The sequence below is a fragment of the Hymenobacter sp. YIM 151500-1 genome, assembly GCF_025979885.1.
Lineage (GTDB): Bacteria > Bacteroidota > Bacteroidia > Cytophagales > Hymenobacteraceae > Hymenobacter.
In genome coordinates, this window is sequence record NZ_CP110139.1 from 738,754 (window position 1) to 762,257 (window position 23,504).

Below are 23,504 nucleotides of genomic sequence, written 5' to 3' on the forward strand. Positions count from 1 at the left end.
GCACCCGTCTAAGCAGCCAAGCTGTAAGCCGAAGCCTCGTATAAGTTCCTCTTACCACCTGTTACCTGCTCATCACCTCATCACCTCCACAGAATGACACTACGTACCCGCTGGCAGCAGCTGCTGGGCATCCGCCCCGACGAAGGCCGCACGGTAGGCTTGTTCTTTCTGCACAACTTCCTGCTGGGCATCGGCACCATCCTCGTGTACGTGTCGGCCAACGTGCTGCTGCTGGAGCACAACCCCGCCCGCAACCTGCCCCTGGCCTACGGCGCCGCCGCGCTGGCCCTGCTGGTGGCGGGCCGCCTCTACGCGCACTACGAGCACCGCCTCCCGCTGCCGCGCCTGGCGGTGCGGGGATTGCAGGCGGCCGTAGTGCTCACGGCCGTGGTGGGCGGTCTGGTGGTGGCGGGCCATTCGGTAGGGGCGGCCGTGGCCATCATGGCCGGCTACCGGGTTATCTACCTGCTCACCAACCTGGAGTTCTGGGGCGTGTCGGCGGTGGTGTTCGATGTGCGCCAGGGCAAGCGCCTGTTTAGCGTCATCAGTTCCGGCGACATGCCCGCCAAGGCCCTGGGCGCGGTTCTGGCCATCCTCATCCACCATCACACCGACGTGCTCTGGCTGCTGCTGACGGCGTTTGGAGCCTATCTGGGGGCGCTGTTTACCTTGCGCGCCACATTTCGCTCCCACGTGGTAGAGGCCCGGCCCGCCGGCCGGGGCCAGCGCCAGCAGGCCGTGGCGCCGGGCTTGCAGCGGTGGTTTGGCAGCAGCCGGCTGGTGCTCACGCTCTGCCTGAGCATGCTGGCCGTGGCGGCCGTCAGCGCCGGCATCGAGTACTCGTTTTTCGTCAACGTCAAGCACCGGTTTCACGACCAAGCCGAGGTGACGCGCTTCGTGGGCACGGTGCTGGCCCTGACCTACCTGCTGGCCCTGGTGTTCAAGCTCCTGCTCAGCGGGGCCGTGCTCGACCGGCTGGGCGTGCGGCGCACCCTGCTGGCCCTGCCGGTGCTCATGCTGGCCGGGCTGGCACTGTACGCGGTGCTGGGCCAGGGCGAGGCGGGCAGCCGGCTGCTATACTTCTGCGGCCTCTACCTGGGCCTGGAGGTGCTGCGCCGCGCCGTCTTCGACCCCGTGTTTCTGGTGCTGTTTCAGCCTTTGTCGCCGCCGGAGCGGTTGCAGGCCCACACCTTGGTGAAGGGCTTGTACGAGCCCCTGGGTTTGGGCCTGGCCGCCGTGCTGCTCTACACCCTGCACAGCCGGCCCGCGCTCAGCCAGGAAGTTACGTTTGGCTGGATGCTGGCACTGATGGGCCTGGCCCTGCTGCTGCTCTACCGCACCTACGGCCACTACCTCGCCGAGCTGCAACACGCCCTGAGTCGCCGGTTCACGCCCGCCGCGGCCGAAGCCGCTTCGCCCGAAGCGCCGGCCGCGCCAGTCGTGGAGGAACCTGCTGCCCCGGCAGAAGCCCCCGACATTCCAGCCCTGATTCGGGCCCTAGCCGACAAAACCCAGCGGTCCGCCGCTACCGACCACCTGCTGCGCCTCGGCGAAGCGGCCCTGCCCCACCTAACCCAAGCCCTGAGCACCGCCACCGACGAGGCCATCATCCGGCGGGTGGCGCTGCTCTGCGGGCACGTGGCCCAGCCGGCCAGCCGGCAGGCGCTGGTGGCCCTGGCCCGGCAGCCCCAGTTGGGGCGGCGCGAAGCGGCGCTACGGGCCCTGCGCAACTTTGCGCCGGAGCGGGCCGCCGCGCCGCTGTTTCAGGAGCTGGTGCAGGAAGAAATGCGCCGGGCCCAGCTGCTGCTGCATGGGCAACAGGCCACCGCTAGCCCGGACCTCCGCTCGGCCCTCGACTACGAACTGAGCCGCGTGCAGCAGCGCCTGTTTGGCCTGCTGCTCCAGCTGTACTCCCCGCCCGCCGTTCTGGATGCCCAGCGGGGCGTGACCCACGCCGCCCGCGAACGGCAAGCCAATGCCCTCGAAATCCTCGACAACCTGATTCCGCGGGCTGTGTACCAGGGCTTGCAGGCTTTGCTGGAGGTACGCCCCCTGGCCGACAAAGTGCGCACCTTCGACCGGCTGCTGGGCGGCCCCTTGACGCTCTCGGAGCCCATCGAAACAACCATTATCCGGAGCGGCGAGGCAGCCTTTTCCGACTGGACCATCAGCCTGGCCCTGCGCCATGCCGCCACGATGAAGGGCGTGCTGGGCCAGCTGGTACAGCTGCTGCAAAGCACCAGCCCCCTGGTGCGGGAGGGCGCGGCCCAGGCCCTGGCCCGCCTCGCCCACGATCATCCCGCCCGCTACCAGCACCTGCTTACCGCCCATCCTCACCTCGCCGACACGCTTATGCACCACGCCGCCGCTGCCTCCCGCATTTCCGCCACCGAGCGAGTGGCCTTGCTCAAACACACCAGCCTGTTTGTCGAAACGCCCGAAAACGTGCTTAGCAGTATTGTGCCCATCATGAAGGAAGTAAGCTTCCCGGACGGCCAGCAGATTTTTGCTAAGGGCGACCTGGGCACTTCCCTGTTTGTGGTCTACGAAGGCGAGGTCGGCATCTTCACTGGCCCCCAGCAGCTGGCCACCTTCGGCCCCGGCGACTTTTTCGGGGAGCTGGCCCTGCTCGACGCCGAGCCCCGCTCCGCCTCCGCCGTGGCCCACGGCCCCGTCATTGCCTTCCGCCTCGACCAGGATGATTTCTACGACGTGATGGAGGAGCGCAGCGAGGTGCTGCGCAACATCCTGCGCATACTCTGCCAGCGCCTGCGCCGGCAAAATGAGAAGATGGTGTCGTAGGCTGTAGCGAAGCGGCGAAGCTGGCGGCAGACTTCTCGCCTATGGCGAGGCGTCTGCCCGCCGGTGGATGGGGCAAGTCTCCCGACTTGCGGCCGCGCAGCGGCCATGCGGCACCGCGCCGTATAGACCAGTGGGGAAGAAAAATGTAACGCGAAGTTTTACTTCGCGACACGTCAGAACGATACAGCGCAGGATGTCCGCCTAATAGGACCGTACAACAATGCGCGAAGCGCAAGCTTGGCTCCGCCTTCCTACGGTTCGCGCTACAGCTAGACGGCGCGGTGCCGCCTGGCCGCTGGCGCGGCCGCAAGTCGGGAGACTTGCCCCATGCCCCGGCGGGCAGACGCCTCGCCATAGGCGAGAAGGGCGAAGCTGGCGGCAGTTCTTTGGCGTCACCTCACGCTACTACCTCATAGAGCATCACGGGCTGCGCCTTGTTTTTTAGCGTTACCTCTTTGATGGGGCGGCACTGAAACGACTCCTTCACCTCCTGATAGGTGGATTCGGTGATGATGATTTGGCCGGGTTGGGCGGCGGCTTGCAGGCGCTGGCTCACGTTTACAGTGTCGCCGATGACGGTGTAATCCAGGCGCTTGAGGGAGGCCGAGCCAATGTTGCCCGACACCATCTCGCCGGTGTTGACGCCGATGCTGACCTGGGGGCGGTAGGCGGTGCCGTCGGGTAGGGTGTCTTCGTTGGCCTGCACCACGGCGCGCACGGCCAGGGCGGCGTCAATGGCCCGGTCGAGATGGTACTCGTCGCGGAAAACGGCCATTACGGCGTCGCCCATGAACTTGTCGATGTAGCCGCCCTGGGCAATAATCTCCTGCACCATCTGGTCGAAGTAGGTGTTGAGCATGGCCACCACGTTGGCCGGCGGCAGCACCTCCGACAAGGACGTGAAGCCGCAGATGTCGATGAAAACCACCGTGGCCTGCACGGTTTCGCTGGCCAGTAGGCGGTTCTCGAAGCCGGGGCGGCCCATGAAGTTGAGCACGGTTTCGTCGACGTACATCTTCAGGATGTTGTTTTCCTGAATGGCGCGCAGGGTTTCGCGCAGCTGCCGCACCTGCTGGGCGGTTTTTTCCATGGTCACTTCCAGGTCCTGAAAGTCCACGGGCTTGCACACGAAGTCAAAGGCCCCGCGGTTCATGGCCGTGCGAATGTTTTCCATGTCGCCGTAGGCCGATACCATCACGGTTTTCACCACCGGACTCACCTCCGGCAGCTTGCTGAGCAGCGTCAGCCCGTCCATCACCGGCATGTTAATGTCGGAAAGGATGATGTCGAGGTCGGGGTGCTGGCGCAGGGTGTGCAGGGCTTCTTCGCCGTTGCTGGCAAACACAAATTCGTAGACCTGCTCCCGGATTTTGCGCCGGAACTTCTGCTTGATGAGCAGCTCCAGGTCGGCCTCGTCATCTACTACCAGAATCTTAGTTTTCATGATCGGCCAGCAAGAGGAGTTTGTCTTTGAGGGCGGCAAAATCTACGGGCTTGGTCAGGAAGTCGTTGGCCCCGAGCTGCAAGGCCTGCTGCCGGCTCTGCTCGTCGCCATAGGCCGTGAGCATCATTACCTGGGGCGGCGCTGGCGGCGGGGCCGCGTACTCCCGCTTGATCTGGCGCAGCAGCTCCAGTCCGCTCATGCCCGGCATGTTGATGTCCGACAAAATCAACACCACCTCCGAAGCGTGCCCGTGCAGGTAGTCCAGCGCCTCCTCCCCCGAATACGCAAAGGAAAAAGAAAACCGCCCACTACGAATTTCCCGCCGGAACCGCTGCTCAAACAGTGCCCGCACATCCTGCTCATCGTCAACAACCAGTATTTTCATAGGGACTTAGGGGCTTAGGGTCTTGGGGGCTTAGTAAATGAGTAAATGAGTGAATGAGTGAATGAGCGAATGAAGGAAGGGAGAAGACCGTCCTGCTGAGCGGAGGCGCAGCCGCAGTCGAAGCATCTCTCCCTCTGGCTAATCTCAATCGTGCGGACGAAGCGGTAGAGATACTTCGGCTCCGCTCAGCATGACGCTCTTTACTCATTCGCTCATACACTCATTTACTCATTCACTCCCCCCGGCAGCGTCACGATAAACTCGGTGCCGGCTCCCTCCTCGGTTTCGACGGTGAGCGTGCCGCCGTGGCCTTTGGTGACGATGTCGTAGCTGAGGGAGAGGCCCAGGCCGGTGCCTTCGCCGGTGGGTTTGGTGGTGAAAAAGGGTTGAAAGATTTTCTGGCGCACGGCCTCCGGAATGCCGGTGCCGTTGTCGTGCACCCGCACCTGCGCCTCGCCGGTGGGCAGGCGGCGGGTGCACACGCGCACGGTGGGCACGAAGCCGGCCGGGGCCTGTTCCTGCCGCTTCTGCACGGCATAGAAGGCGTTGGTAAACAGGTTGAGCAGCACCCGGCCCAGGTCCTGGCCCACGGCCTCTACCTGACCCACGGCGGGGTCGAAGTCGGTGGCAAGGGTGGCGTTGAAGCTCTTGTTTTTGGCCCGCAGGCCGTGGTAAGCCAGGCGCAGATACTCGTCGGCCAGGATGTTGAGGTCGACGGGCTGCCGCTCGCCAGTGCTGGCGCGGGAGTGCTCCAGCATGCCCCGCACGATGCTGGCGGCCCGCTGCCCGTGGTGAGTGATTTTCTGGAGATTCTGGCGCAGGTCCTGGAGCAGCTCGGCAGCCAGCTCCGGGTCGGGGGCCGCGTTCTGCTGCTCTTCTTCCAGCTCCTGCACCAGCTCGGTGCTCACGTCGGCGAAGTTGGTGACGAAGTTCAGCGGGTTCTGAATTTCGTGGGCAATGCCGGCCGTCAGCTCGCCCAGCGAAGCCATCTTTTCGGCCTGAATCAGCTGGGCCTGCGTGGCTTTTAGCTCCGTAAGAGCCTGGCGCAGCTCCTCGGTTTGCTGGGTAAGTGTAGCCGTGCGCTCGGCTACCAGGCGCTCCAGCTCGGCATTCTGCGCCTCGATGAGCTGGCGGGCTTTTTCCTCCTCTTCCCGCTGCTGGCGCTCCTGCTCCAGGTGCTTTTTCTGGCTGCGGGCAATGAAGATGAAGGTAATCAGCCAGATAATGGCAAAGCCCTGAGCCGTATCGAAGCCATCATCGTAGGCTTTCAGGATGTCGCGCCCCACCAGGGCGAGTGCCAGCTCCACCACCGAGTACAGCACCAGCGGGGCCAGGGCCAGTAGCAGGGTGCGAGCGGGGCGGTAGTCGCGGGCACGCACCAGCACGGCCACCATCACGGCGTATACCAGCAGGAAGTACAACTCGTCGAGTTGGTCGGTTTTCCACCGAAACACCTGGCTCAGCACAAACAGCGCCACGCCCGGTATCCAGATGCTGCCCAAGGCCTGGCTGAGGCGCGGTATCCGGGCGGGCAGGTCCAAAAACTGCCGCAGCCACCGCACAATCAGCAGGGCCAGCAGCACGCTAAACAAAAAGGTTCCGTTGACGGCTACAGGCTCCATGAGGCAGGCAATAGGGGAGGAAATGAAAGATTAGCGGCCAGCGTTGGTCTTTTTGTCGAGCCAGCGGGGCAGGGGCATGGTAATCACCACCACCGGGTTGCTGGTGCGCGGGGTGTTGGGTTGCTGCGGGCGGCTTTTTTCGGAGCTTTTGAGAAGGCCCATAAACTCACCCACGGCGCCCACGGCCGTGGGCAGGGTCAGGCGCACCGTCAGCTGCCGGGATGCGCGGCCGGGCGGGGCGGAGGTGGACTGGGCCTGTCCGCGGGCGGCTGTCAGCAGAAGGGTACTAACGAATAGCAGGTACTTCACTCGGAGCGTTTAGAAAGGAATAGGAGCCTAAAGATGCAGGTATAAATGCATTTTACTATAGCAGGAGTACCAGAAGCAGGTAGGCAGTTAGCTTCAGGCCCACCCAAACGTGCCAGCGCCGGTGGGTGCTGCGCGTTGGCACGTCCGGGCTCATTCCGCTACCTTGCCTGCATGAAAGCCGACAAGAAACGCCGGGAGGGTGTGGTGTACTCCACCAACCCCGATTTCGACTACCAGACCAACCAGCCGGAAGAAGCCGCCACGCTGCCCCCGCAGCAGCAAAACCTGCGCGTGCAGCTCGACAAAAAAGCCCGCGGCGGCAAGCAGGTCACGCTCGTTACGGGCTTCGTGGGCCAGGATGCCGACTTGCAGGAGCTGGGCAAGCTGCTGAAAACCAAGTGCGCCGTGGGCGGCAACGCCAAAGACGGCGAAATCATCATCCAGGGCGACTTCCGCGACAAGGTGCTGGCCGTGCTGCTGGAAAAAGCCTACAAAGCCAAAAAAGCCGGCGGCTAGCTACCCAGCATGAGAGCGGTAGGTAGTCCGTATCACAGACCACAATCTTTTTTTTGGATAAAAAACGGAGCAGTCCCGGCTTTCTCGCACGTGAGAAGGCCGGGACCACTCCGTTTTGGGCTACTCTTCGTGTAATGCAGGTATAAGCTTCTTGGCTTCGTCTTGCTTCGGTTTTCTGCACGTAAAACGACGTTCTTTCACTCATCCCCTCACCTCAGCGCCTGCAACGCCCGCTCCACGTCCTCGGGCGTGTCGATGCCGATGGTGGCCAGGTCGGTTTCGGCGGTGAGGATGCGGTAGCCGTTTTCCAGCCAGCGCAGCTGTTCCAGGCTCTCGGCCAGCTCCAGGGAGGAAGGCGGCAGGCGGGTGATTTCGGCCAGCACATCGGGGCGGTAGGCGTAGAGGCCAATATGGCGCAGGTAGCGGTGCTGGCGCAGCCAGTCGGCTGATTCGTGCTGGCGCTGGTAGGGCAGGGGGTGGCGACTGAAATAGAGGGCGTATCCGCGGGCGTCGAGCACCACCTTGGGCAGGTGGGGGCTGAACAGCTCCTCGGGGTTGAGCACGGGCTTTACCAGGGTTGCCAGCTGGGGCGGCTCCGGCTGCTGAAATAGGGCCAGCAGGGCGTCGATTTGCGCCGGCTGGATAAACGGCTCGTCGCCCTGGATGTTCACGATGCAGTCGGCCGGGGTGCCCAGCTGCTGGTAGGCATCCCACACCCGGTCGGTACCGCTGGGGTGGTCGGGCGACGTCAGCAGAACCTCCCCCCCAAAGTCTGCCACGTGCTCCCGAATACGGGCGTCATCGGTAGCCACCACCACCCGGCTCAGCCCCGACTGCCGCGCCTGCTCGACCACTCGCCGGATCATCGACTTGCCGCCCAAGTCAAGCAGCGGCTTGCCGGGCAGCCGGGTAGAAGCATAGCGCGCCGGAATAATACCAATTGTGTGCATGTGGTAGGGTGGTGAGTAGTGAGATGGTGAGCAAAGATAGCCGCCTGCTGAAGCAAGGCGCACCGAAAGGAGGCAAAGCTGAGAACCTGGCAACGGCAGGCCTGCACTCCTGCTCACTACTACTTCACCGGCTCCCCAGCTCCCGGTAAGCGGCGGCTTCGGCTCGAATCCGTAACTTTCGGCAAATTCTATGCGCCGGAGCGGTTTGCTTTCTGCCCGCGCTTTTTTGGCCTTTGCTAGTATGTCCCGAATTTGGTTGCTGACTGCCGCGTTTGTTTTCACTGGTGTAGCTGCGTGGGCAACGCCGCATCCGGTAGCCCTGCCCGATTCTATCGGGGTGGAGTACCGCAATAATAAGATGCTGATTAAGCACCGCGTGACGCCGGGCGAAACGCTGTATGGCTTGGCCCGCCGCTACAAAGTGCCCGTGGAGGACATTGTAGAGGCCAATTCCGGGCAGAAAGGTGCTCTGGTAACGGGACAGGTGGTGCTGGTGCCCCGCAACCGGGTGGTGCTGACCACGCCCGGCGCCGGCCGGCCCGCACCCGCCGCCACGGCGGCGGCCGTCCGGTCCTTGCCCACCGATACCCGCGGCAACCGCATCTACAAGGTAGAGGCCGGCCAGACGCTGTTTTCCATTGCCCGCCGCTTCCAGACCACGCCCGACGTGCTGGCCCGCCTCAACGGCGTTACGCCCACCTACAACGTGCGCCTGGGGCAAACGCTGATTATTGCGCCCGGCCCGGCCGGTGCTTCTGCGGCGGCTCCTGCCCGCTCGGCCACTCCGGCACCGGCCCAGCCCGTCCCTACTCAACCGGCACCCAGCCCGTCCGCGCCCGTGGCGGCAGCCCCGACCCGGCCTGTTCCCGCCCCCCGCCCCGAGCGGACCGAGGAACCGGCCCGCGACCGGGACAAGCAAGCGCGGGAGCAGCAGCAAGCCCGCACCAAAGATTCGGCGGCCACCACCACGCCGTCGCCCACCGAACCCAAGGAAGAAGAAGCTGCGGACCGCGTCCCGAACCGGGCCAGCGAAATCGTGCGGCGCGTGTCGGAAAGTGGCTTGGCTACAGTTATCCAGACCGATGCCTCCGACAAGTACCTGGCCCTGCACAAAACGGCACCGGTGGGCACCATTATGCAGGTGCGCAACATCATGAACGGCCAGTCGGTGTACGTGCGCGTCATCGGCCCCCTGCCCGACACCGGCGAAAACACCAACATCCTGGTGCGCCTGTCCAGGAAAGCCGTGCAGCGCCTGGCCACTCCCGACCAGCGCTTCCGCGTCGAAACCAGCTACGTGCCGTAGCTGGAGAGTTAGAAAGTTGAGAAGTTAAAGAGGTAGAAGGTTACGTTGGTCAGCTTCAGCTTAGGAACAGCAAGCGACCTGCTCACGTCTGAACGACCGGCGGCACAGTAGAACTCTTCGGCTGCTTGTCGCTCTGCTGTTGTAAGGTCCTTTGCACAGAACAGGCTGACCAGTGTAACTTTCTACCTTTTTAACTTCTCAACTTTCTAACTCTTCCCATGAACCACGCGCAAGTGCGGGCCTTGCTCGACGAGCGGTACGAACGGTACGACCAGCCCGCCTTCATTGCCGCCGACCCCATTAGCATTCCGCACCAGTTTAGCCGGCGCCAGGACGTGGAAATCAGCGGGTTGTTTGCGGCCCTGCTGGCTTGGGGGCGGCGCCCCACTATTATCAGCAAGTGCCGGGAACTGCTGCAGCGCATGGACGACGCGCCCTACCAGTTCGTCACCCAGCACCACCACGACGACCTAAAGCGCCTGCTGGGCTTCTGCCACCGCACCTTCTGCGACACCGACCTACTGTACTTCGTGCACTGGCTGCGCTGGTTTTACGGTGGGCACGACACCCTGGAAGAGGCTTTCCTGCTGGGCCAGACGCAGAAAGAGCGGCTCGAGAACTTTCATAACCTGTTCTTCAGCCTGCCCGACGCGCCCCAGCGCACCCGCAAGCACGTGGCCACGCCCGCCCGCGGCTCGGCCTGCAAGCGCGTAAACATGTACCTGCGCTGGATGGTCCGCCCCGACGCCCGCGGCGTAGACTTCGGCCTGTGGCGACGCCTCTCGCCCGCCGAGCTGGTCTGCCCCTGCGACGTGCACGTGGAGCGCGTAGCGCGGCGCCTGGGCCTGCTCACGCGCCGGCAGGTCGACTGGCTGGCCGCCGAAGACCTCACCGCCCACCTCCGCACCTTCGACCCCGAGGACCCCGTGAAGTACGATTTTGCGCTGTTTGGGCTGGGTGTGGAAGGGGAGATGTAAGGACAGCAGGTGTATCTTGCTGCACTTGCACGGTAGTCATCCCGCCAATGCATCGTCTGAAAAGACGAAGCCCCGGCAGGTGGCTCTGCCAGGGCTTCAGGAAGTGGGTGGATTCAGCACCTTACTCCCTAGCTGAAATGGGTAAACGTGCAAAGACGAAACCAGTTGGCAAGGTCAACTGGTTTCACATTTCCCTGGAACTGCTGAAAGCAGCTGTAGGGGGAACAATCCGGGCAGTAGTTAGCTACTGGCTCGGACACCCGTAAGGTGGCGGCGGTCAGGGCGTGGCTCTGGCTGCCGTTTGCCTGTTCAGGCTCTGCAAACATACGAGGTTTACACCAAAAGTCAACGGCAGGCAAAAGCAAAGAATTGGTCTTCAGCTAAGTGATTATCAGCTGTTAACGTTGCGCTGCTGTGCGTCCCGCTGTCCTGCGCTTTTTGGTTTTTTGCTTGGCCCGGCGCTTCCGGCGCAGCCCGGCCAGGCGCTGCCGCTCGGCTTTATGCTCGGCGCGGGCTTGCAGGCGCTCGGGCAGGCGGGCCGTGAGCCGCTCGCGCACAAACTGAGCTAGCCGAGAAAGGGGCACTAGCTGGGTGTGGCGCAGCAAGTGCAGCACCTCGCGGCGGCGCAGGGTGCTGACGCCGCGCAGGCCGCTGGCCATCAGAAACTGCTTGATTTCTTCGAGCAAAAGCAGGCCCGCCACGGCGGCCCGCTCCACGGTGGCATTGTACAGCGCCGGCCGGTGCAGCCGGAGGCCCTCCTGTGAAGCCACCAGCACGCCCACCCATTCGGGCAGCAAAAGCAGCAGGCGCTCTACGTGCTTCTCCGTGACCACAAACGTGACGAAATCGTACGCTTCGGTGTAGCAGGGCAGCTGGGCCGCCACTCGCAGCAGCGTGTCGCCGTCGCCCTTCACCTCGTAGCCGTGCATGAACTGCTCGGTGATGTGCACCACGTCGGCGCGGGTGGTGCCGGTGGGCAGCTCGTCCACGTACACCCCGCCAGAGAGCAGCGGATACAGCAAGGCACGGATTTCCGGGTCGTTCATAAGCTACCAGCAAAGGTAAGAACGGACGTAGCGCGGGCTGTAGCCCGCCGCTCATAAGCCCAATAAGTATATTCGTGGCTTGGCTATAATCCGAATCGGGCTACACGAACCGTTTTGTGAAGGGAGCCAGGCCTGAAGCCTGTGCTGCGGCCTGATTAATTAGCTCAGCTGAATCTTTCCCCGCCCCAATGCTGTTTACCTTCGCATTCCCTTTCTAGTGCCCCGTACTACCTACCAACTACCTAGTTTGATTCTTCCCCAGAACTTCGAGCAGAAAATAGGCTTCGCGCAGCTGCGCGAGATGCTGGAGCAGCTCTGCCTGAGCGCCTTGGGCCGCCAGTTTGTGGCCAAGATGACGTTTCAGCCCAAGGCCGACCAGGTGCAGAAGCTCCTGCTCCAAACCGACGAGTTTCGCCAGCTACTCAATTCGGGCGCCGACTTTCCCAGCCAGCACTACCACGACGTGCACCCGCACCTGGTGCGCGCCAACCTGCCCGGCTCCTACCTCGACGTGGCCGCCTTCCACGCCGTGAAGATGAGCTTGCGCACCATCCGCGAAGCCCTGACCTTTTTCAGCCGGGCCGAGGAAGGGCTGTACCCCACGCTGCGCCTGCTCGGCATTGGCGTGCAGGTAGACCGCAACCTGCTGGCCGCTTTGGATAAGGTGGTGGACGACGAAGGGCAGGTGCGCGACAATGCCTCGCCGCTGCTGGGCCAGCTGCGCCAGGAGCTGATTGCCCGCCAGGGCCAGCTGCGCAAGCAGCTGGCCGGCATTCTGCGCCACGCCCGCCAGGAAGGCTGGGTGCCTGAGGGCGCCGAGCCCACCATCCGCGGGGGGCGCCTGGTGCTGCCGGTGGTGGCCGAGCACAAGCGCCGCGTCAAGGGCCTGATTCATGATGAGTCGGCCACGGGCCAGACGGTGTTTATTGAGCCGGAGGCGGTGTTCGAGCTGAACAACGACATCAAAGACCTCGAAAACGCCTACCAGCGGGAGCTGATCCGCATTCTGACCCAGCTTACCGACCAGCTGCGCCCCCACATTCCGGACCTGCGCCGGGCCTACCAGTACCTGGGCCTACTCGACTTTATCCGGGCCAAGGCTCTGCTGGCCCACCGCCTCGAAGCCACGCTGCCTACCCTTCACCCACGGCCGTTGCTGCGCTGGAAGCAGGTGCGCCACCCGCTACTGTTCCTGTCTTTTCAGGAGCACTACAAAGAAAACCCGCGGGAGGTGGTGCCCTTGGACATCGAGCTGACCTCGGAGCAGCGTATTCTATTGATTTCGGGGCCGAATGCTGGGGGTAAGTCGGTGAGCATGAAGACGGTGGGGCTGGTGCAGTACATGTTGCAGTGCGGCCTGCTCATCCCGGCCGGGGATGGGTCGGAGGCGGGCGTGTTTGATGATATTTTCCTGGACATCGGCGACGAGCAGAGCCTGGAAAACGACCTGAGCACGTATTCCTCCCACCTACTGGCCATGAAGCAGTTCGTGACCCTGGCCGGCAAGCGCAGCCTGGTGCTGATTGACGAGTTTGGCACCGGCACCGAGCCCAGCCTGGGCGGGGCTATTGCCGAAGCCGTGCTGGAGCAGCTCAACCGCGCCCGCGCCTTCGGGGTCATCACCACCCACTACACCAACCTCAAGAACTACGCCGAGCGGACCGAGGGCATTGTGAACGGCGCCATGCGCTACGACCCGGAGCAGTTGCAACCCCTGTACCGCCTCGAAATCGGTAAGCCCGGCTCTTCGTTCGCCATTGAAATTGCCCGCAAAATCGGCCTGCCCAAGCAAATTGTGGAGCGGGCCACCCAGCTCGTGGGCAAAGACAAAATCCGCTACGACCGGCTGCTGGAAACCCTGGAAAAGGAGAAAACCGAGCTGGAGCAGCGCACCGCCGAAGCCGCCAAGCAGGAGCGGCGCATGAAAAAAGCCGCTCAGGAGTACCAGGACCTCAAGCGCCACCTCGACGAAACCACCCTTGATGTGCTGCGCGAGGCCAAGTCCAAGGCCAAGCTCCTGCTCAAGGACGCCAACCAGCAGATTGAGTCCACGATTCAGGAAATCCGCCTGGCCCAGGCCGAGAAGGAGCGCACCAAGGAGGTCCGCGGCAAGCTCGACACCTTTGTGCGCGAAAAGCTGCAAGTAGAGCCGCCCAAGCCCAAAGCCACCCGCGAGCTGGCCGACCCCAGCTCGCTGAAGCCCGGCGACAAAGTGGCTCTGCTGGGCCAGGAGGGCCACGGCGAAGTGGTGAGCGTGAAAGGCAAGACGGCCGAGGTGCTGTTTGGGGGCCTGAAAACCCTGGTCAAGGTTAATCAGCTGGAAAAGCTGACCCGCTCCGAGATTCGGGAGCGGGAAAAGCAGGCGGCCCGCAAGGCCCCGGCCCAGCACGCCGGCCTCGACCTCACCGGCCGCATGTCGGGCTTCAACACCACCCTGGACCTGCGCGGGGAGCGGGCCGAGGACGCCCTGACCAAAGTCATGGCCTACGTGGACGACGCCGTGATGCTGGGCGTGCCGGAAATCAAAATTCTGCACGGCCGCGGCAACGGCGTGCTGCGCCAGGTGGTGCGCGACTACCTGCACCGCACCCGCGAGGTGGCCAGCGTCGCCGACGAGCACGCCGACCGGGGCGGCGACGGCGCCACCGTGGCCGTGCTGAAATAAAGAAGCGGTGTCATTCCGAGTGGAGCGAGGAAGCACCTGGCGGCAGACTTAGCCAGCTGTGCTGGCGCGTCTGCCCGCCGGGGGATGGGGCAAGTCTCCCGACTTGCGGCCGCGCCAGCGGCCATGTGGCACTGTGCCGCTTGCTCGATAAGTACATATCCAGCTTTAACAAAGCTGAAAACACCGCTACTGTGCATCCCCGCAACCCGCATAACGCGCGCTACAATTTTCCGCAGCTGACCCAGGCGCTGCCGGAGCTGGCTACCTTCATCCGGCTCACGCCCACCGGCGACGACAGTATCGACTTTGCCGACCCGGCCGCCGTCAAGGCCCTGAACCGGGCGTTGCTCAAGCATCACTACGGTGTCGCCACTTGGGATATTCCGGCCGGCTACCTCTGCCCGCCCATACCCGGCCGGGCCGACTACCTCCACCACGCCGCCGACCTGCTGGCCGCCGATAACAACGGCGAAATTCCGCGCGGCAAGGCGGTGCACGTGCTTGATGTGGGTGTGGGCGCCAACTGCGTGTACCCCATCGTGGGCACGCGCACCTTCGGCTGGCGCTTCGTGGGCTCCGAGGTGGACCCGGTGGCTGTGCGGGCCGCCCGCCACCTGGTAGCGGCCAACCCCGTGCTGGTCGGCCACATCGACCTACGCCAGCAACCCGATGCGGCGGCCGTGTTTGAAGGCATCGTAAAGCCTCGTGAAGAGTTTGACCTGACCATCTGCAACCCGCCTTTTCACGCGTCGGCAGCGGAAGCCGAAGCGGGCAACCGCCGCAAGACCCGCAACCTGGGGTACGCGAAAGCGGCGCCGGTGCTCAACTTCGGCGGGCAGCCCCAGGAATTGTGGTGCCAGGGTGGGGAAGAGGGCTTCATGCGGCGCATGGTGGCCGAAAGCGTGCCGCTGGCCGGGCGGGTGCTGTGGTTTTCCTCGCTCATCTCCCGCAAAGAAACCCTGCCCAGCGCGCACTATTTTCTCCAGCAAGCTGGCGCTGTGGAGGTCAGAACTATTGATATGACTCAAGGCCAGAAAGCCAGCCGTCTGGTAGCCTGGACGTTTCAGAACGCCGAGCAGCGGCAAGCCTGGGCCGCGCGGCGGTGGGGGCCTCACCCCCCGGCCCCCTCTCCCGTGGAGAGGGGGAGCCAGACGTAGCTGTTCTACGCCGCCCCTCCGGCTGGCGCCTCCGGAACGGCTACCGGTATAGTTGCCGATAAGTTTGGCATCACTGCCGCGTAGCGGCTGAAGGTATGTAGTCAACCGAAAAGAATAAAAGCACGTGCACTGCTACGCGACGCTGGGTTTATCCTCCTAATTTCTATCTACTACAACCCTCTACTACAACCCTTCGGCCGCTACGCGGCCACTGTGCTACTACAGCTTGGTAGCCGTTCCGGAGGCGGGAGCCGACGGGGCGGCGTAGAACATCAATCGTCCGGCTCCCCCTCTCCGCGGGATACTGCGCATCAAGCAGTTGCGGGGCCGGGGGGTGAGGCAAACAGAGGCCCTACAAAATATTCACTTCGGGGTGCAGCTCGATGCCGAATTTTTCGCGCACTGAGGCAATGATGTCGTGGGCCAGGTCGCGGATGTCCTGGCCCTGGGCGCCGCCGTGGTTGACCAGCACCAGGGCCTGCTTGTCGTGGACGCCGTGCTGGCCGCGGCGCTGGCCTTTCCAGCCGCACTGCTCGATCAGCCAGGCGGCGGGCACCTTTACGCCGCCGGGCACGGGGTAGCCGGGTAGGTCGGGGTACTGGGCTTTGAGCGTGTCGTACTTGGGCTGTGATACCTCGGGGTTTTTGAAAAAGGAGCCGGCGTTGCCCACCTGAGCCGGGTCGGGGAGCTTGCTGCGGCGGATGTGCATGACGGCCTCGCTGATGTGGCGCGGCGTGGGCTCCCCGGCCACGCCCAGGTCTTCCAGGGTGGTTTGGATGGCGCCGTAGCTGACGTTGGGCCGGGCCTGGCGGTGCAGGCGCAAAACCACGCTGGTCACGATAAACTGGTTTTTCAGCGGCCCCTTAAACACACTTTCGCGGTAGCCGAAGCCGCACTCCGTGGCCGAAAATGTGCGCAGCTGCCCGGTGCTGATTTCCAGGGCCTCCAGCTGCTCGAAGGTGTCTTTCAGCTCGGCCCCGTAAGCCCCGATGTTCTGCAAAGGAGCCGCGCCCACGGTGCCCGGAATCAACGACAGGTTTTCGATGCCGCTCAGGTCCTGGTCGAGGGAGTACTGCACCAGGCCGTGCCAGCTTTCCCCGGCCCCGGCCCGCACCAGGGCCGTGTCCTCGTTTTGGCTGAGGATTTCCAGCCCGCGAATCTCGTTTTTCAGCACCACGCCCTCATAATCCTGGGTGAAGAGCAGGTTGGAGCCGCCACCGAGCACCAGCTTGTCGGCGGCCTGCACCTCGGGGCGGTTCAGCAGCTCCCGCAGTTCTTTCACCGAGGCAAAGCGGGCAAACCACCGCGCCTTCACGTCGAGGCCGAAGGTATTATAGGAGCGCAGGGAAACGTTGGGTTCAAGAGCGGGAGCCGGAGCCATAGCGAAGCAAGGAGTATGATTTCCGGCAAAGGTAGGCAGTTGCCAGGCGGTGCGCTGGCTACCTGGCTGCCGGCGCCCCAACCCAACCCCTCCCCTGGAGGATTCCGCGCATCAAGCGGCGGGGGTTAGGGTGGGGCTCATCCGCGGCCGGACTTGCTGAGGGCTTCCGAGGCAAAGGCGCGGACGTCGGCGTGGGGAGACGTTTGGCGCAGGCGGCGCAGCAGGTCGATGGCGGCGGGGTCGTCGTTGTACTCGATGAAGTCGAGTATGCGGATTTGGGCGCCGGGCTGCTGGGCCGTTAAGAAGGCTTCGTACTGGGGCAGATGCTCGGGAATGGCGCGTTCCAGCAGGTTGAATACTTCGTAGCTGTAGCCGCCCTGCACGTGCCCCAGGAAGGTTTCGGCAGCTTCCAGGGCCGCCAAAAAGGCCTGATAAGGCGGCGTATCCAGGAAGAAGCGTCCTTCCACGTCGGTGGGCTCATTGATTTCCAGCCAGTCGCGCAGGGTGTGGTAGGCCGTCAGGAGCTGGGCTTCTACGTGCTCAGTAACAAACTCTTCCCGCAGAGTGCGGTGGGTGTGGCGCTCAAATAAGTCGTCGTGGAGCTGAAGCACGGGCGCAAGCGGAGCAGCGGGCACGAAGTACTGAATGGCCGACAGCTGGTGGCGCAGCTCGGCAAAGCACTCCAGGCCCGCAAAGCCGGCCGTGGGCAAATACCAGGTGTACTGGCGCAGGGCTCCGGCCACGTGAGCCGGCGTCAGCACCTGCTTCCACGGAAAATCTACGTGGGCAAAGTGAATGGTTTCCCAGGCGGCCGAGTAGGCGGCTATGTCGGGCGAATGAGCCAGCGTGTCGAGGGCGGCCCGCACCTGCGCCTCGTCGGAGGCGGCGTGGGCTACGTCGGGGAGGTGGCTGGTATTGGGCAGGTGGCGGGCGTCGTCGTCGGGGGTGAAGTCCTGCACGTTGAACACGCCTTCCAGCTTGGTGATGTCGATTTTGGCGACGCGGCCCCGGTTCAAGAGCACCAGAAAAAACCGGTCGTCGAGCCAGCACATATCGTAAGCATAATCCACCAGCTCGCGCCGGAAAATCCGCAGCTTGTAGCCCGACTTGGCATCGAACAGCCACAGCAAACCCGAGTGGTCGGCGGCCAGCAGGTACTTGCCGCCGGGGCTGAGCAGGGCGCGCTTCTCCCACAGCGTGCAGCTGTTTTGGTGCAGCTGCTCGGCCTCGGTGCGGATGCCTTCCAGCCCGGCAAACGGGTAGCGCTGCTCCACCGCCAGCGTGGCCGGGTTGAGCTGAAGGTACTCGTGGTGGGTGTACACCAGGGTTTGGGTGCCCAAGGGGCCGGGGTAGAGGTTGGGGTAGCTGAACTCGACCTGCTGAAGCACCTGGCCGGTTTCGAGGTGGACGCGCAACATCCGGCTTCCGCTGTTATCGGCCAGCACTACCTCATCCGGGTGCTCCGGCTGCCAGCTCATGCCGATCAGGTAGGAGCCGTACTCGGGCCGGGGCGGGAAGTCTTGGTGGTACTGCAGCCAGCGGCTCCGGTCGGGGGCCAGCACGCCCAGGCCGTCGTGGCTGAGCGCCAGCAGGCGGTGGTCGGGCAGCCACAGGAGCTGGCTGGGGAAGAAAGTGTCGCCAGCCGGGGTGCTGGGCAGCAAGAACAGCTCCAGCACCTCGCCCGTGCGGGCGTCTAAGCGCACCAAGCTCCGGGTTTCCTGGTCGAAGCTTAGCAGCTGCTGGCCCGACGGCGCCAGGGCCACGCAGCGGCCCGTCTGGTCGAAGCGCCACAACGGGCGGCCGGCCAGGTCGCGGCAGCTCAGGAAATCCTTCCACGAAGCCACAAAGCCCAGCGCCCCCAACGGATAGAGCCGAAAGTCGCCGGCCACGGTGGAGTAGGTGAGCCGGGTGTAATTGGGCACCACGTGCCAGCCATCCTCCGGGCCCTGGTAGTCGAGTGGAATGTCGTTGAACAGATACTTGAGAAACGCGAGCAGGGCCATACCGGAACCAGTAACTAGGACGAAAGACGCCGCAAAGTAGCCGGGCTACCACGGCTCCAGCGTATCAGCGGGCCCGAGTAAACGGTTTGTATACCGTTCTGGCCGTGGTCTGGCGCCGGCGTGCTGGGCCTTGCAGCCCACGAAGGCAGCAGCCGGCCGGCTTTCTATCGACCCACAAGGGAAGAAGGCATCCGGCTGTAAGGTGACGATGAAGTTGTGCTCAGCAGAAAACCTGGCAGCCCGTAAGTGCTGCCGGGCAAGGCGGGAGAGCCGGTAAGACGCGCTTTGGGAAGAGAACAGCGTTTTCTGGGCCGGAGCGGCGGCCGTCACCCCGTACACATTCACCGTATTTCACGTTCTTTCGTTATGAAGCTACTCTTTCACCTGGCCGTGCTGGCTGGGCTGGCCCTTGCTCCGCTAGTCGGCCGCAGCCAGTACCTGCGCTACGCCACCACCATCAATCCCACCTCGCCCACCAGCAAGCCTATCAGCCACGCGCCCTACGATGCCCTGCTGAAAAAGTACGTGGACGAGCGCGGCCTTGTGAACTACCGCGGCTTGCGCGCCGACAGCGCCGCCCTCACCGCCTACCTGCGCACGGTCAGCGACAACCCGCCTAATGCCCGCTGGAGCCGCGACGAGCAGCTGGCCTACTGGCTGAATGCCTACAACGCCTTCACGCTCCAGCGGGTGCTGCGCGGCTACCCCGTCAAGAGCATCCGCGACCTAGGCGGCTCCCGCACGCTGATCAACACGGTCTGGGACCAGCGCTTCATCCGGCTGGGCCGGGAAAAATACTGCCTCAACGACCTGGAGCAGCGCCTTATTCGCCGCAACTTCAACGACTACCGCATTCACTTTGCCCTGGTGTGCGCGGCGCTGTCGTGCCCGCGGCTGCGGCGCGAAGCCTACGTGGGCAGCCGCCTCCAGCAGCAGCTCGACGACCAGGCCGTGGACTTCCTCAACGACCCCACCAAAAATAAGCTGACGCCTCCCCAGGCCCCGCAACTTTCCGCCATTTTCGACTTCTACCCCGGCGACTTTAAAAAAGGCAATAACACCATCCCGCAAACCGTCAACCGCTACGCCCGCCAGAAAATCAGCCCCACCGCCAAGCTCGGCTACCTGGAGTACAACTGGAATTTGAATGAGCAGGGCAGGTGAGAGGGGTGAGTAAATGAGTGGATGAGTAAATGAGTGGATGAGCGAATGCGTAACCCCGGAGGGGCGGCATGTCGGTAGAAACCCAACGGGTAAATGTATTCAAAGCCCCAGCGGGGCGACACCCATCGTCTGCGGATGATAGGTGTCGCCCCGCTGGGGCTTGATGGTTCTTCTTACTCGGCTGTACTACCGACATGTCGCCCCTGCGGGGCTGTCGTTCTTCATTCACTCATTCACTCATTCACTCATTCACTCATCCACTCATCCACTCATCCACTCATCCACTCATTCACCTCTAAAACGCCTCGTTAATACTGAAATACACACCGGAGGACGTTTTGCCGCGGCCGTAGTCGAGGCGGAGGTTGAGGCGGTCGGCGCGGTTGAAGGCGAAGCGTAGGCCGGCACCCGCGGCACCCTTGGGGCTGTTTTGAACCAGCTCCAGGGGGCGGTAGCCCACCTGGCCCAGGCCCCCGAACAGCACCGCGCCGAAGCGCCAGAACAACGGGCAGCGCAGCTCGGCTTGCAGGGCCAGCAGCTGCCGGTCGCGGTAGCGGCCCTCGTAGTAGCCGCGCAGCACCCGGTCGCCGCCCAGGTTGGCCAGCTCCCGAAACGGCACCCGGCCCGCGTGAAACTGCCCCACCAGCTGCAACGCCAGCACCGGCCGGCCAGTAAGGGCCAGCTGGCGGAAGTGGCGAGCATCGAAGGTGAACCGGGTGAAAGGCAGCTCCGAGCCCAGTGCCCGGGCATTAAACAGCGTGCTTACATCCAGGTAGCTGCCCTGGAAAGTGCTCAGCACGTTGTCGCGGCCGTCGTAGAGCAGGGCCGGGCCCAGGCCTGAGGTAAGCGTATTCTGCTGGTACTCACGGGCCGGCCGATCAAACAAGCGGCTGCGCGTCGGGTCCTGGTTAATGCCTTCGCGCAGGCGCACGTCGCGCAGGTGAGTGAGGCGGTAGAGGCCGCCCGCAAACCAGTTGGGCGCCACCCGCCGCAGCACCCGCTGCTGCAGGATAAGCAACTGATACTGGATAACTGACTTATTGACTAGGCGGGTGTGGGGACCAGTGCCGTAGTAGTTGATGGGAAACCGGTGAAAGTAGCTGGCCTCACCGGTTAGCAGCAGCTTTTCGCCGGGCGTAAACACATTGTGCGTGAGCTGGACCAGGCTCTGGCTTTTCTGAGTGCGCCAGGCCAGCAGGCGGGCGTTGGACTTGCGTGTTTCGGGGCCCGCCGCGGCCCAACGCCACACTGGCAGCAAAGCCAGGCCGTAGCCCAGCCCCGTTTCGGGCTGCGAAAACACGATGGGCAGCGGAATAAAGCTGGGCTTGTCGCGCCGGGGTGAGGCCGCGGCCGCCGTGGTGGCCGCTGAGTCGCCGGCGGGAGCAGCGGGGAGCTGCTGGGCTGCGACGGGTCCGGCCAGCAGTAGGGGCAGCAGAGCCAGGTAGCTAATGCGCATAGGTGGGAAAAGGATAGGGGTAATCAGCCAAAAAAAGCAGGATAGGTGAGCAGCTGAACGGCCCAGGGCAGCGTTCTGGTATAGCACTGGTTTACCGCACCCGGTAGCCGCGCAGGGCGTAGTAGAGCAGGTAGGCGTAGCACAGGGCCGGCAGCAGAAACGCCACCCGCAGCCCGCCCAGATACGTAGCCACAAAACCCATGAGCAGGGGAATAACGGCCCCGCCTACAATGGCCATAATCAGGAAAGACGAGCCCTGCTTGGTGTGGGTACCCAGGCCCGTAATGGCCAGCGGGAAGATAACGGGCCACATAATAGAGTTGCACAGGCCGCAGAGCACCACCAGCCACAGGGCCGCCTCGCCGCGCACCAGCACCGAGGCCAGCACCGCCAGCAGGGCCGTGAGGCACACCGCCACCAGGGCTTTGCGCGCATCGAGGCGGGAAAGCAGCGGAATACCGGCCAGGCGGCCCACCAACGAGCCAAACCAGTACGACGACACCAGCACGGCGCCCACGGCCTTGGTGAAGCCGGCCGTGGTTTCGACCGGCGCGGGGGGCTGCCCAAACAGCACAGCTACAAAATTGACGGCCACGTTCAGCCCCCGCACCAGCCCTTGGGTGAAGCCACTCAGCTGCCCGATGCCCTGAGACTCACCAAAGCGAATCAGGAACGAGCCCAGTCCTACCTCCACGCCCACGTACACGAAAATGGCCGCTATGCCCAGCACCAGGTGCGGGTAGTCCAGGGCCGAGCGGCGCAGGGCCGGAGCGGCGCTGTCGGTTTCCGTTTGTTTGGTTGCGCCGCCTTCGGCAAAGGTTTCCAGCTCCGGCAGCTTCAGTAAGGCAAACACGCCGGCCAGCACGGCCAAAAATACGGCCAGCCCAATGTAGGGGCCCTTCACCAGCGTGGCTTCCTCGGCCAGGCGCTGCTCCAGCGGCAGGGCCGCCAGCCGCGCCTTCAGCGCCGCCGACCCGCCAAACAGCAGCATACCGCCCAGCAGCGGCGAGAGGGTGCCCCCGAAGTTGTTGGCCACGCCCACGATGCTCACCCGGCTGGCTGCCCCGCTGGCCGGCCCCAGAATGGAAACGTAGGGGTTAGCCGCTACTTGCAGCAACGTAATGCCGGCCCCGAGCACCCCCAGGCCCAGCAGAAACACCCCAAACGTGCGCGAGTTGGCCGCCGGAATAAACAGCAGCGCCCCGGCCCCCATCACCAGCAGCCCCAGCACGATGCCGCGCTGGTAGCCCAGCTTCTTCAGAACAAGCCCCGCCGGCAACGACATCAGAAAATACGCCCCAAAAAACGCCGACTGCACCAACGACGACTGCAAATCGGTGAGCTGGCACACGTCCTTGAGGTAGGGCATGAGCACGTCGTTGAAGTTGGTGACGGCCCCAAACAGGAAGAACAGGGAAGTCATAGCCGCCATGGGCAGCGCGTAGGAGCGGCTGGCGGCAGCGGTGGTAGTGGTGGGAGAGGAAGAGGCGAGGGGTGCGGCCATAGATGTCTGCAAGAGAATAAAAAGCAAGCCGGCTCTATGGCCAGCTAAGCAATGCTACGGAGTTTTTTTAGGAAAACCGACGCCTATTCTTCCGGCAACCAACGGTGGACTATCAAAAGCAGCCGATTATTCTTTGACTATAAAGTACAGGTCTCGCTCCAGGTTATAAGCCATGCGCTGGACGCCACGCCGTGTTACCAGATAAGGAATACCTATCATAAGTGCTCCATGGAATAGAAAGAACACCAAGGCAACAACAGGAAGCTGGCCAGAAAAAAGCGTGGTTACTATGAAGATCAGATAGAACACCGCCAGAAATGCTACGAAAGAAAGCACACCCGAAGAGCCATCGATTTCAGCCTCTACCAACGTGCCTTCTGCGGTTGAAGCAACTTGGCCTTTAACCCTGGCAAAGGTGAGTGAAGGTTCGAACAGGTGGGCTTTGCGCCGTATTTTAAAGCTGTCCTGCCAAATCTCGCCCACGTACTGATTAGGACTTGAGGAAAATACCTCGAAAGCACTGGAGAACAGGCTGGAGAAGAAATCAGTTTTTCCAGCGTCAACGTGCTGCTGAAGAAGCTGGACAAACTGAGTTTTGTCCGTTTTCAACGGAATAGAAACATCGGTAATCAGACGCAGTTTGCGTAGGAATTCTTGCATCGATAACTAAAGTGAGATACTGAAAAGAAGCAAGGGAAGTCTGTAGCAAAGATAACTGGGCATTAGCTCTCCGGATATATGCCGTTCCACGCGCTTCTTTCCCGACCTTTGCGGCCCCACAAATTCTTGCCGCCATGTCCGCCAACCGCCGCTCTGC

General features: G+C 63.4%; 18 protein-coding genes. 7 read left to right on the forward strand and 11 right to left on the reverse strand.

The window, feature by feature from the left end; genetic code table 11:
- Positions 1 to 93 precede the first annotated feature (93 nt).
- Positions 94 to 2,802: a cyclic nucleotide-binding domain-containing protein gene (locus tag OIS53_RS02950; RefSeq protein ID WP_264680896.1), complete on the forward strand. Its 2,709-nt coding sequence runs from the start codon at positions 94 to 96 to the stop codon at positions 2,800 to 2,802.
- A 397-nt stretch (positions 2,803 to 3,199) separates the two neighbouring features.
- On the opposite strand, the gene OIS53_RS02955 is transcribed toward OIS53_RS02950, so the two are convergent.
- From OIS53_RS02955 to OIS53_RS02970, 4 genes are all read right to left on the reverse strand, one after another.
- Positions 3,200 to 4,246, reverse strand: coding sequence for an adenylate/guanylate cyclase domain-containing protein (locus tag OIS53_RS02955; protein WP_264680897.1), 1,047 nt, complete (start codon positions 4,244 to 4,246; stop codon positions 3,200 to 3,202).
- Positions 4,236 to 4,631 (reverse strand): response regulator, encoded by a 396-nt coding sequence (locus OIS53_RS02960; protein WP_264680898.1) that lies wholly within the window; start codon positions 4,629 to 4,631, stop codon positions 4,236 to 4,238. Before OIS53_RS02960 ends, OIS53_RS02955 begins: the two co-directional genes overlap by 11 nt.
- A 224-nt stretch (positions 4,632 to 4,855) precedes the next feature.
- Positions 4,856 to 6,253, reverse strand: a complete 1,398-nt coding sequence (locus OIS53_RS02965) for a sensor histidine kinase (RefSeq protein ID WP_264680899.1) — start codon at positions 6,251 to 6,253, stop codon at positions 4,856 to 4,858.
- 30 nt (positions 6,254 to 6,283) lie between these two features.
- Positions 6,284 to 6,562, reverse strand: a complete 279-nt coding sequence (locus OIS53_RS02970; RefSeq protein WP_264680900.1) for a hypothetical protein — start codon at positions 6,560 to 6,562, stop codon at positions 6,284 to 6,286.
- Positions 6,563 to 6,733: 171 nt separating this feature from the next.
- Here OIS53_RS02970 and OIS53_RS02975 point away from each other — a divergent pair, with 171 nt between their 5' ends.
- The gene (locus OIS53_RS02975; RefSeq protein ID WP_264680902.1) at positions 6,734 to 7,078 is read left to right on the forward strand and encodes a translation initiation factor; all 345 of its coding nucleotides are present in this window, start codon (positions 6,734 to 6,736) and stop codon (positions 7,076 to 7,078) included.
- A gap of 209 nt (positions 7,079 to 7,287) precedes the next feature.
- Here the strand turns inward: OIS53_RS02975 and kdsB are convergent, their stop codons facing one another.
- A complete protein-coding gene (kdsB, locus tag OIS53_RS02980) occupies positions 7,288 to 8,028 on the reverse strand; it encodes a 3-deoxy-manno-octulosonate cytidylyltransferase (RefSeq protein ID WP_264680903.1) in 741 nt (246 codons plus the stop codon).
- 241 nt (positions 8,029 to 8,269) lie between these two features.
- Between kdsB and OIS53_RS02985 the strand changes: the two genes are divergently transcribed.
- Together OIS53_RS02985 and OIS53_RS02990 are read left to right on the forward strand one after the other, a co-directional pair.
- Positions 8,270 to 9,334 carry a LysM peptidoglycan-binding domain-containing protein gene (locus OIS53_RS02985; RefSeq protein WP_264680904.1) on the forward strand — a complete coding sequence of 355 codons (1,065 nt, stop codon included), beginning with the start codon at positions 8,270 to 8,272 and terminating at the stop codon, positions 9,332 to 9,334.
- A gap of 218 nt (positions 9,335 to 9,552) precedes the next feature.
- Complete coding sequence (locus OIS53_RS02990; protein WP_264680905.1) at positions 9,553 to 10,311, forward strand: TIGR02757 family protein; 759 nt, start codon at positions 9,553 to 9,555, stop codon at positions 10,309 to 10,311.
- Positions 10,312 to 10,709: 398 nt separating this feature from the next.
- Here the strand turns inward: OIS53_RS02990 and OIS53_RS02995 are convergent, their stop codons facing one another.
- Positions 10,710 to 11,357, reverse strand: coding sequence for a sce7726 family protein (locus tag OIS53_RS02995; protein WP_264680906.1), 648 nt, complete (start codon positions 11,355 to 11,357; stop codon positions 10,710 to 10,712).
- Positions 11,358 to 11,604: 247 nt separating this feature from the next.
- Here OIS53_RS02995 and OIS53_RS03000 point away from each other — a divergent pair, with 247 nt between their 5' ends.
- Together OIS53_RS03000 and rlmF are read left to right on the forward strand one after the other, a co-directional pair.
- On the forward strand, positions 11,605 to 14,022 hold the full coding sequence (locus OIS53_RS03000) for an endonuclease MutS2 (protein WP_264680907.1): 2,418 nt from the start codon (positions 11,605 to 11,607) through the stop codon (positions 14,020 to 14,022).
- 191 nt (positions 14,023 to 14,213) lie between these two features.
- Positions 14,214 to 15,179, forward strand: coding sequence for a 23S rRNA (adenine(1618)-N(6))-methyltransferase RlmF (gene rlmF / locus OIS53_RS03005; protein WP_264680908.1), 966 nt, complete (start codon positions 14,214 to 14,216; stop codon positions 15,177 to 15,179).
- Between the two features lie 352 nt (positions 15,180 to 15,531).
- Here the strand turns inward: rlmF and murB are convergent, their stop codons facing one another.
- Together murB and OIS53_RS03015 are read right to left on the reverse strand one after the other, a co-directional pair.
- The gene (gene murB, locus OIS53_RS03010) at positions 15,532 to 16,560 is read right to left on the reverse strand and encodes a UDP-N-acetylmuramate dehydrogenase (RefSeq protein WP_264680910.1); all 1,029 of its coding nucleotides are present in this window, start codon (positions 16,558 to 16,560) and stop codon (positions 15,532 to 15,534) included.
- A gap of 137 nt (positions 16,561 to 16,697) precedes the next feature.
- Entirely contained in the window at positions 16,698 to 18,563 is a 1,866-nt protein-coding gene (locus tag OIS53_RS03015) for a hypothetical protein (protein ID WP_264680911.1), read from the reverse strand.
- A gap of 366 nt (positions 18,564 to 18,929) precedes the next feature.
- Here OIS53_RS03015 and OIS53_RS03020 point away from each other — a divergent pair, with 366 nt between their 5' ends.
- Positions 18,930 to 19,727, forward strand: a complete 798-nt coding sequence (locus OIS53_RS03020) for a DUF547 domain-containing protein (protein WP_264680912.1) — start codon at positions 18,930 to 18,932, stop codon at positions 19,725 to 19,727.
- 295 nt (positions 19,728 to 20,022) lie between these two features.
- Here the strand turns inward: OIS53_RS03020 and OIS53_RS03025 are convergent, their stop codons facing one another.
- From OIS53_RS03025 to OIS53_RS03035, 3 genes are all read right to left on the reverse strand, one after another.
- The gene (locus OIS53_RS03025; protein WP_264680913.1) at positions 20,023 to 21,183 is read right to left on the reverse strand and encodes an outer membrane protein assembly factor; all 1,161 of its coding nucleotides are present in this window, start codon (positions 21,181 to 21,183) and stop codon (positions 20,023 to 20,025) included.
- Positions 21,184 to 21,274: 91 nt separating this feature from the next.
- Positions 21,275 to 22,687, reverse strand: a complete 1,413-nt coding sequence (locus OIS53_RS03030; RefSeq protein WP_264680914.1) for a sugar MFS transporter — start codon at positions 22,685 to 22,687, stop codon at positions 21,275 to 21,277.
- 126 nt (positions 22,688 to 22,813) lie between these two features.
- Positions 22,814 to 23,347: a hypothetical protein gene (locus OIS53_RS03035; protein WP_264680915.1), complete on the reverse strand. Its 534-nt coding sequence runs from the start codon at positions 23,345 to 23,347 to the stop codon at positions 22,814 to 22,816.
- Between the last annotated feature and the right edge of the window lie 157 nt (positions 23,348 to 23,504).

Excerpts from the sequence above, each read along its gene's own strand:
- OIS53_RS03035 (WP_264680915.1), bottom strand. The coding sequence starts at position 23,347 with ATGCAAGAATTCCTACGCAAACTGCGTCTGATTACCGATGTTTCTATT.
- OIS53_RS02990 (WP_264680905.1), top strand. The coding sequence starts at position 9,553 with ATGAACCACGCGCAAGTGCGGGCCTTGCTCGACGAGCGGTACGAACGG.
- OIS53_RS03030 (WP_264680914.1), bottom strand. The coding sequence starts at position 22,687 with ATGGCCGCACCCCTCGCCTCTTCCTCTCCCACCACTACCACCGCTGCC.
- OIS53_RS02975 (WP_264680902.1), top strand. The coding sequence starts at position 6,734 with ATGAAAGCCGACAAGAAACGCCGGGAGGGTGTGGTGTACTCCACCAAC.
- OIS53_RS03020 (WP_264680912.1), top strand. The coding sequence starts at position 18,930 with ATGAAGCTACTCTTTCACCTGGCCGTGCTGGCTGGGCTGGCCCTTGCT.
- OIS53_RS03025 (WP_264680913.1), bottom strand. The coding sequence starts at position 21,183 with ATGCGCATTAGCTACCTGGCTCTGCTGCCCCTACTGCTGGCCGGACCC.
- OIS53_RS02950 (WP_264680896.1), top strand. The coding sequence starts at position 94 with ATGACACTACGTACCCGCTGGCAGCAGCTGCTGGGCATCCGCCCCGAC.
- OIS53_RS03015 (WP_264680911.1), bottom strand. The coding sequence starts at position 18,563 with ATGGCCCTGCTCGCGTTTCTCAAGTATCTGTTCAACGACATTCCACTC.
- OIS53_RS02965 (WP_264680899.1), bottom strand. The coding sequence starts at position 6,253 with ATGGAGCCTGTAGCCGTCAACGGAACCTTTTTGTTTAGCGTGCTGCTG.
- OIS53_RS02955 (WP_264680897.1), bottom strand. The coding sequence starts at position 4,246 with ATGAAAACTAAGATTCTGGTAGTAGATGACGAGGCCGACCTGGAGCTG.
- murB (WP_264680910.1), bottom strand. The coding sequence starts at position 16,560 with ATGGCTCCGGCTCCCGCTCTTGAACCCAACGTTTCCCTGCGCTCCTAT.
- OIS53_RS02960 (WP_264680898.1), bottom strand. The coding sequence starts at position 4,631 with ATGAAAATACTGGTTGTTGACGATGAGCAGGATGTGCGGGCACTGTTT.
- OIS53_RS02995 (WP_264680906.1), bottom strand. The coding sequence starts at position 11,357 with ATGAACGACCCGGAAATCCGTGCCTTGCTGTATCCGCTGCTCTCTGGC.
- kdsB (WP_264680903.1), bottom strand. The coding sequence starts at position 8,028 with ATGCACACAATTGGTATTATTCCGGCGCGCTATGCTTCTACCCGGCTG.
- OIS53_RS02985 (WP_264680904.1), top strand. The coding sequence starts at position 8,270 with ATGTCCCGAATTTGGTTGCTGACTGCCGCGTTTGTTTTCACTGGTGTA.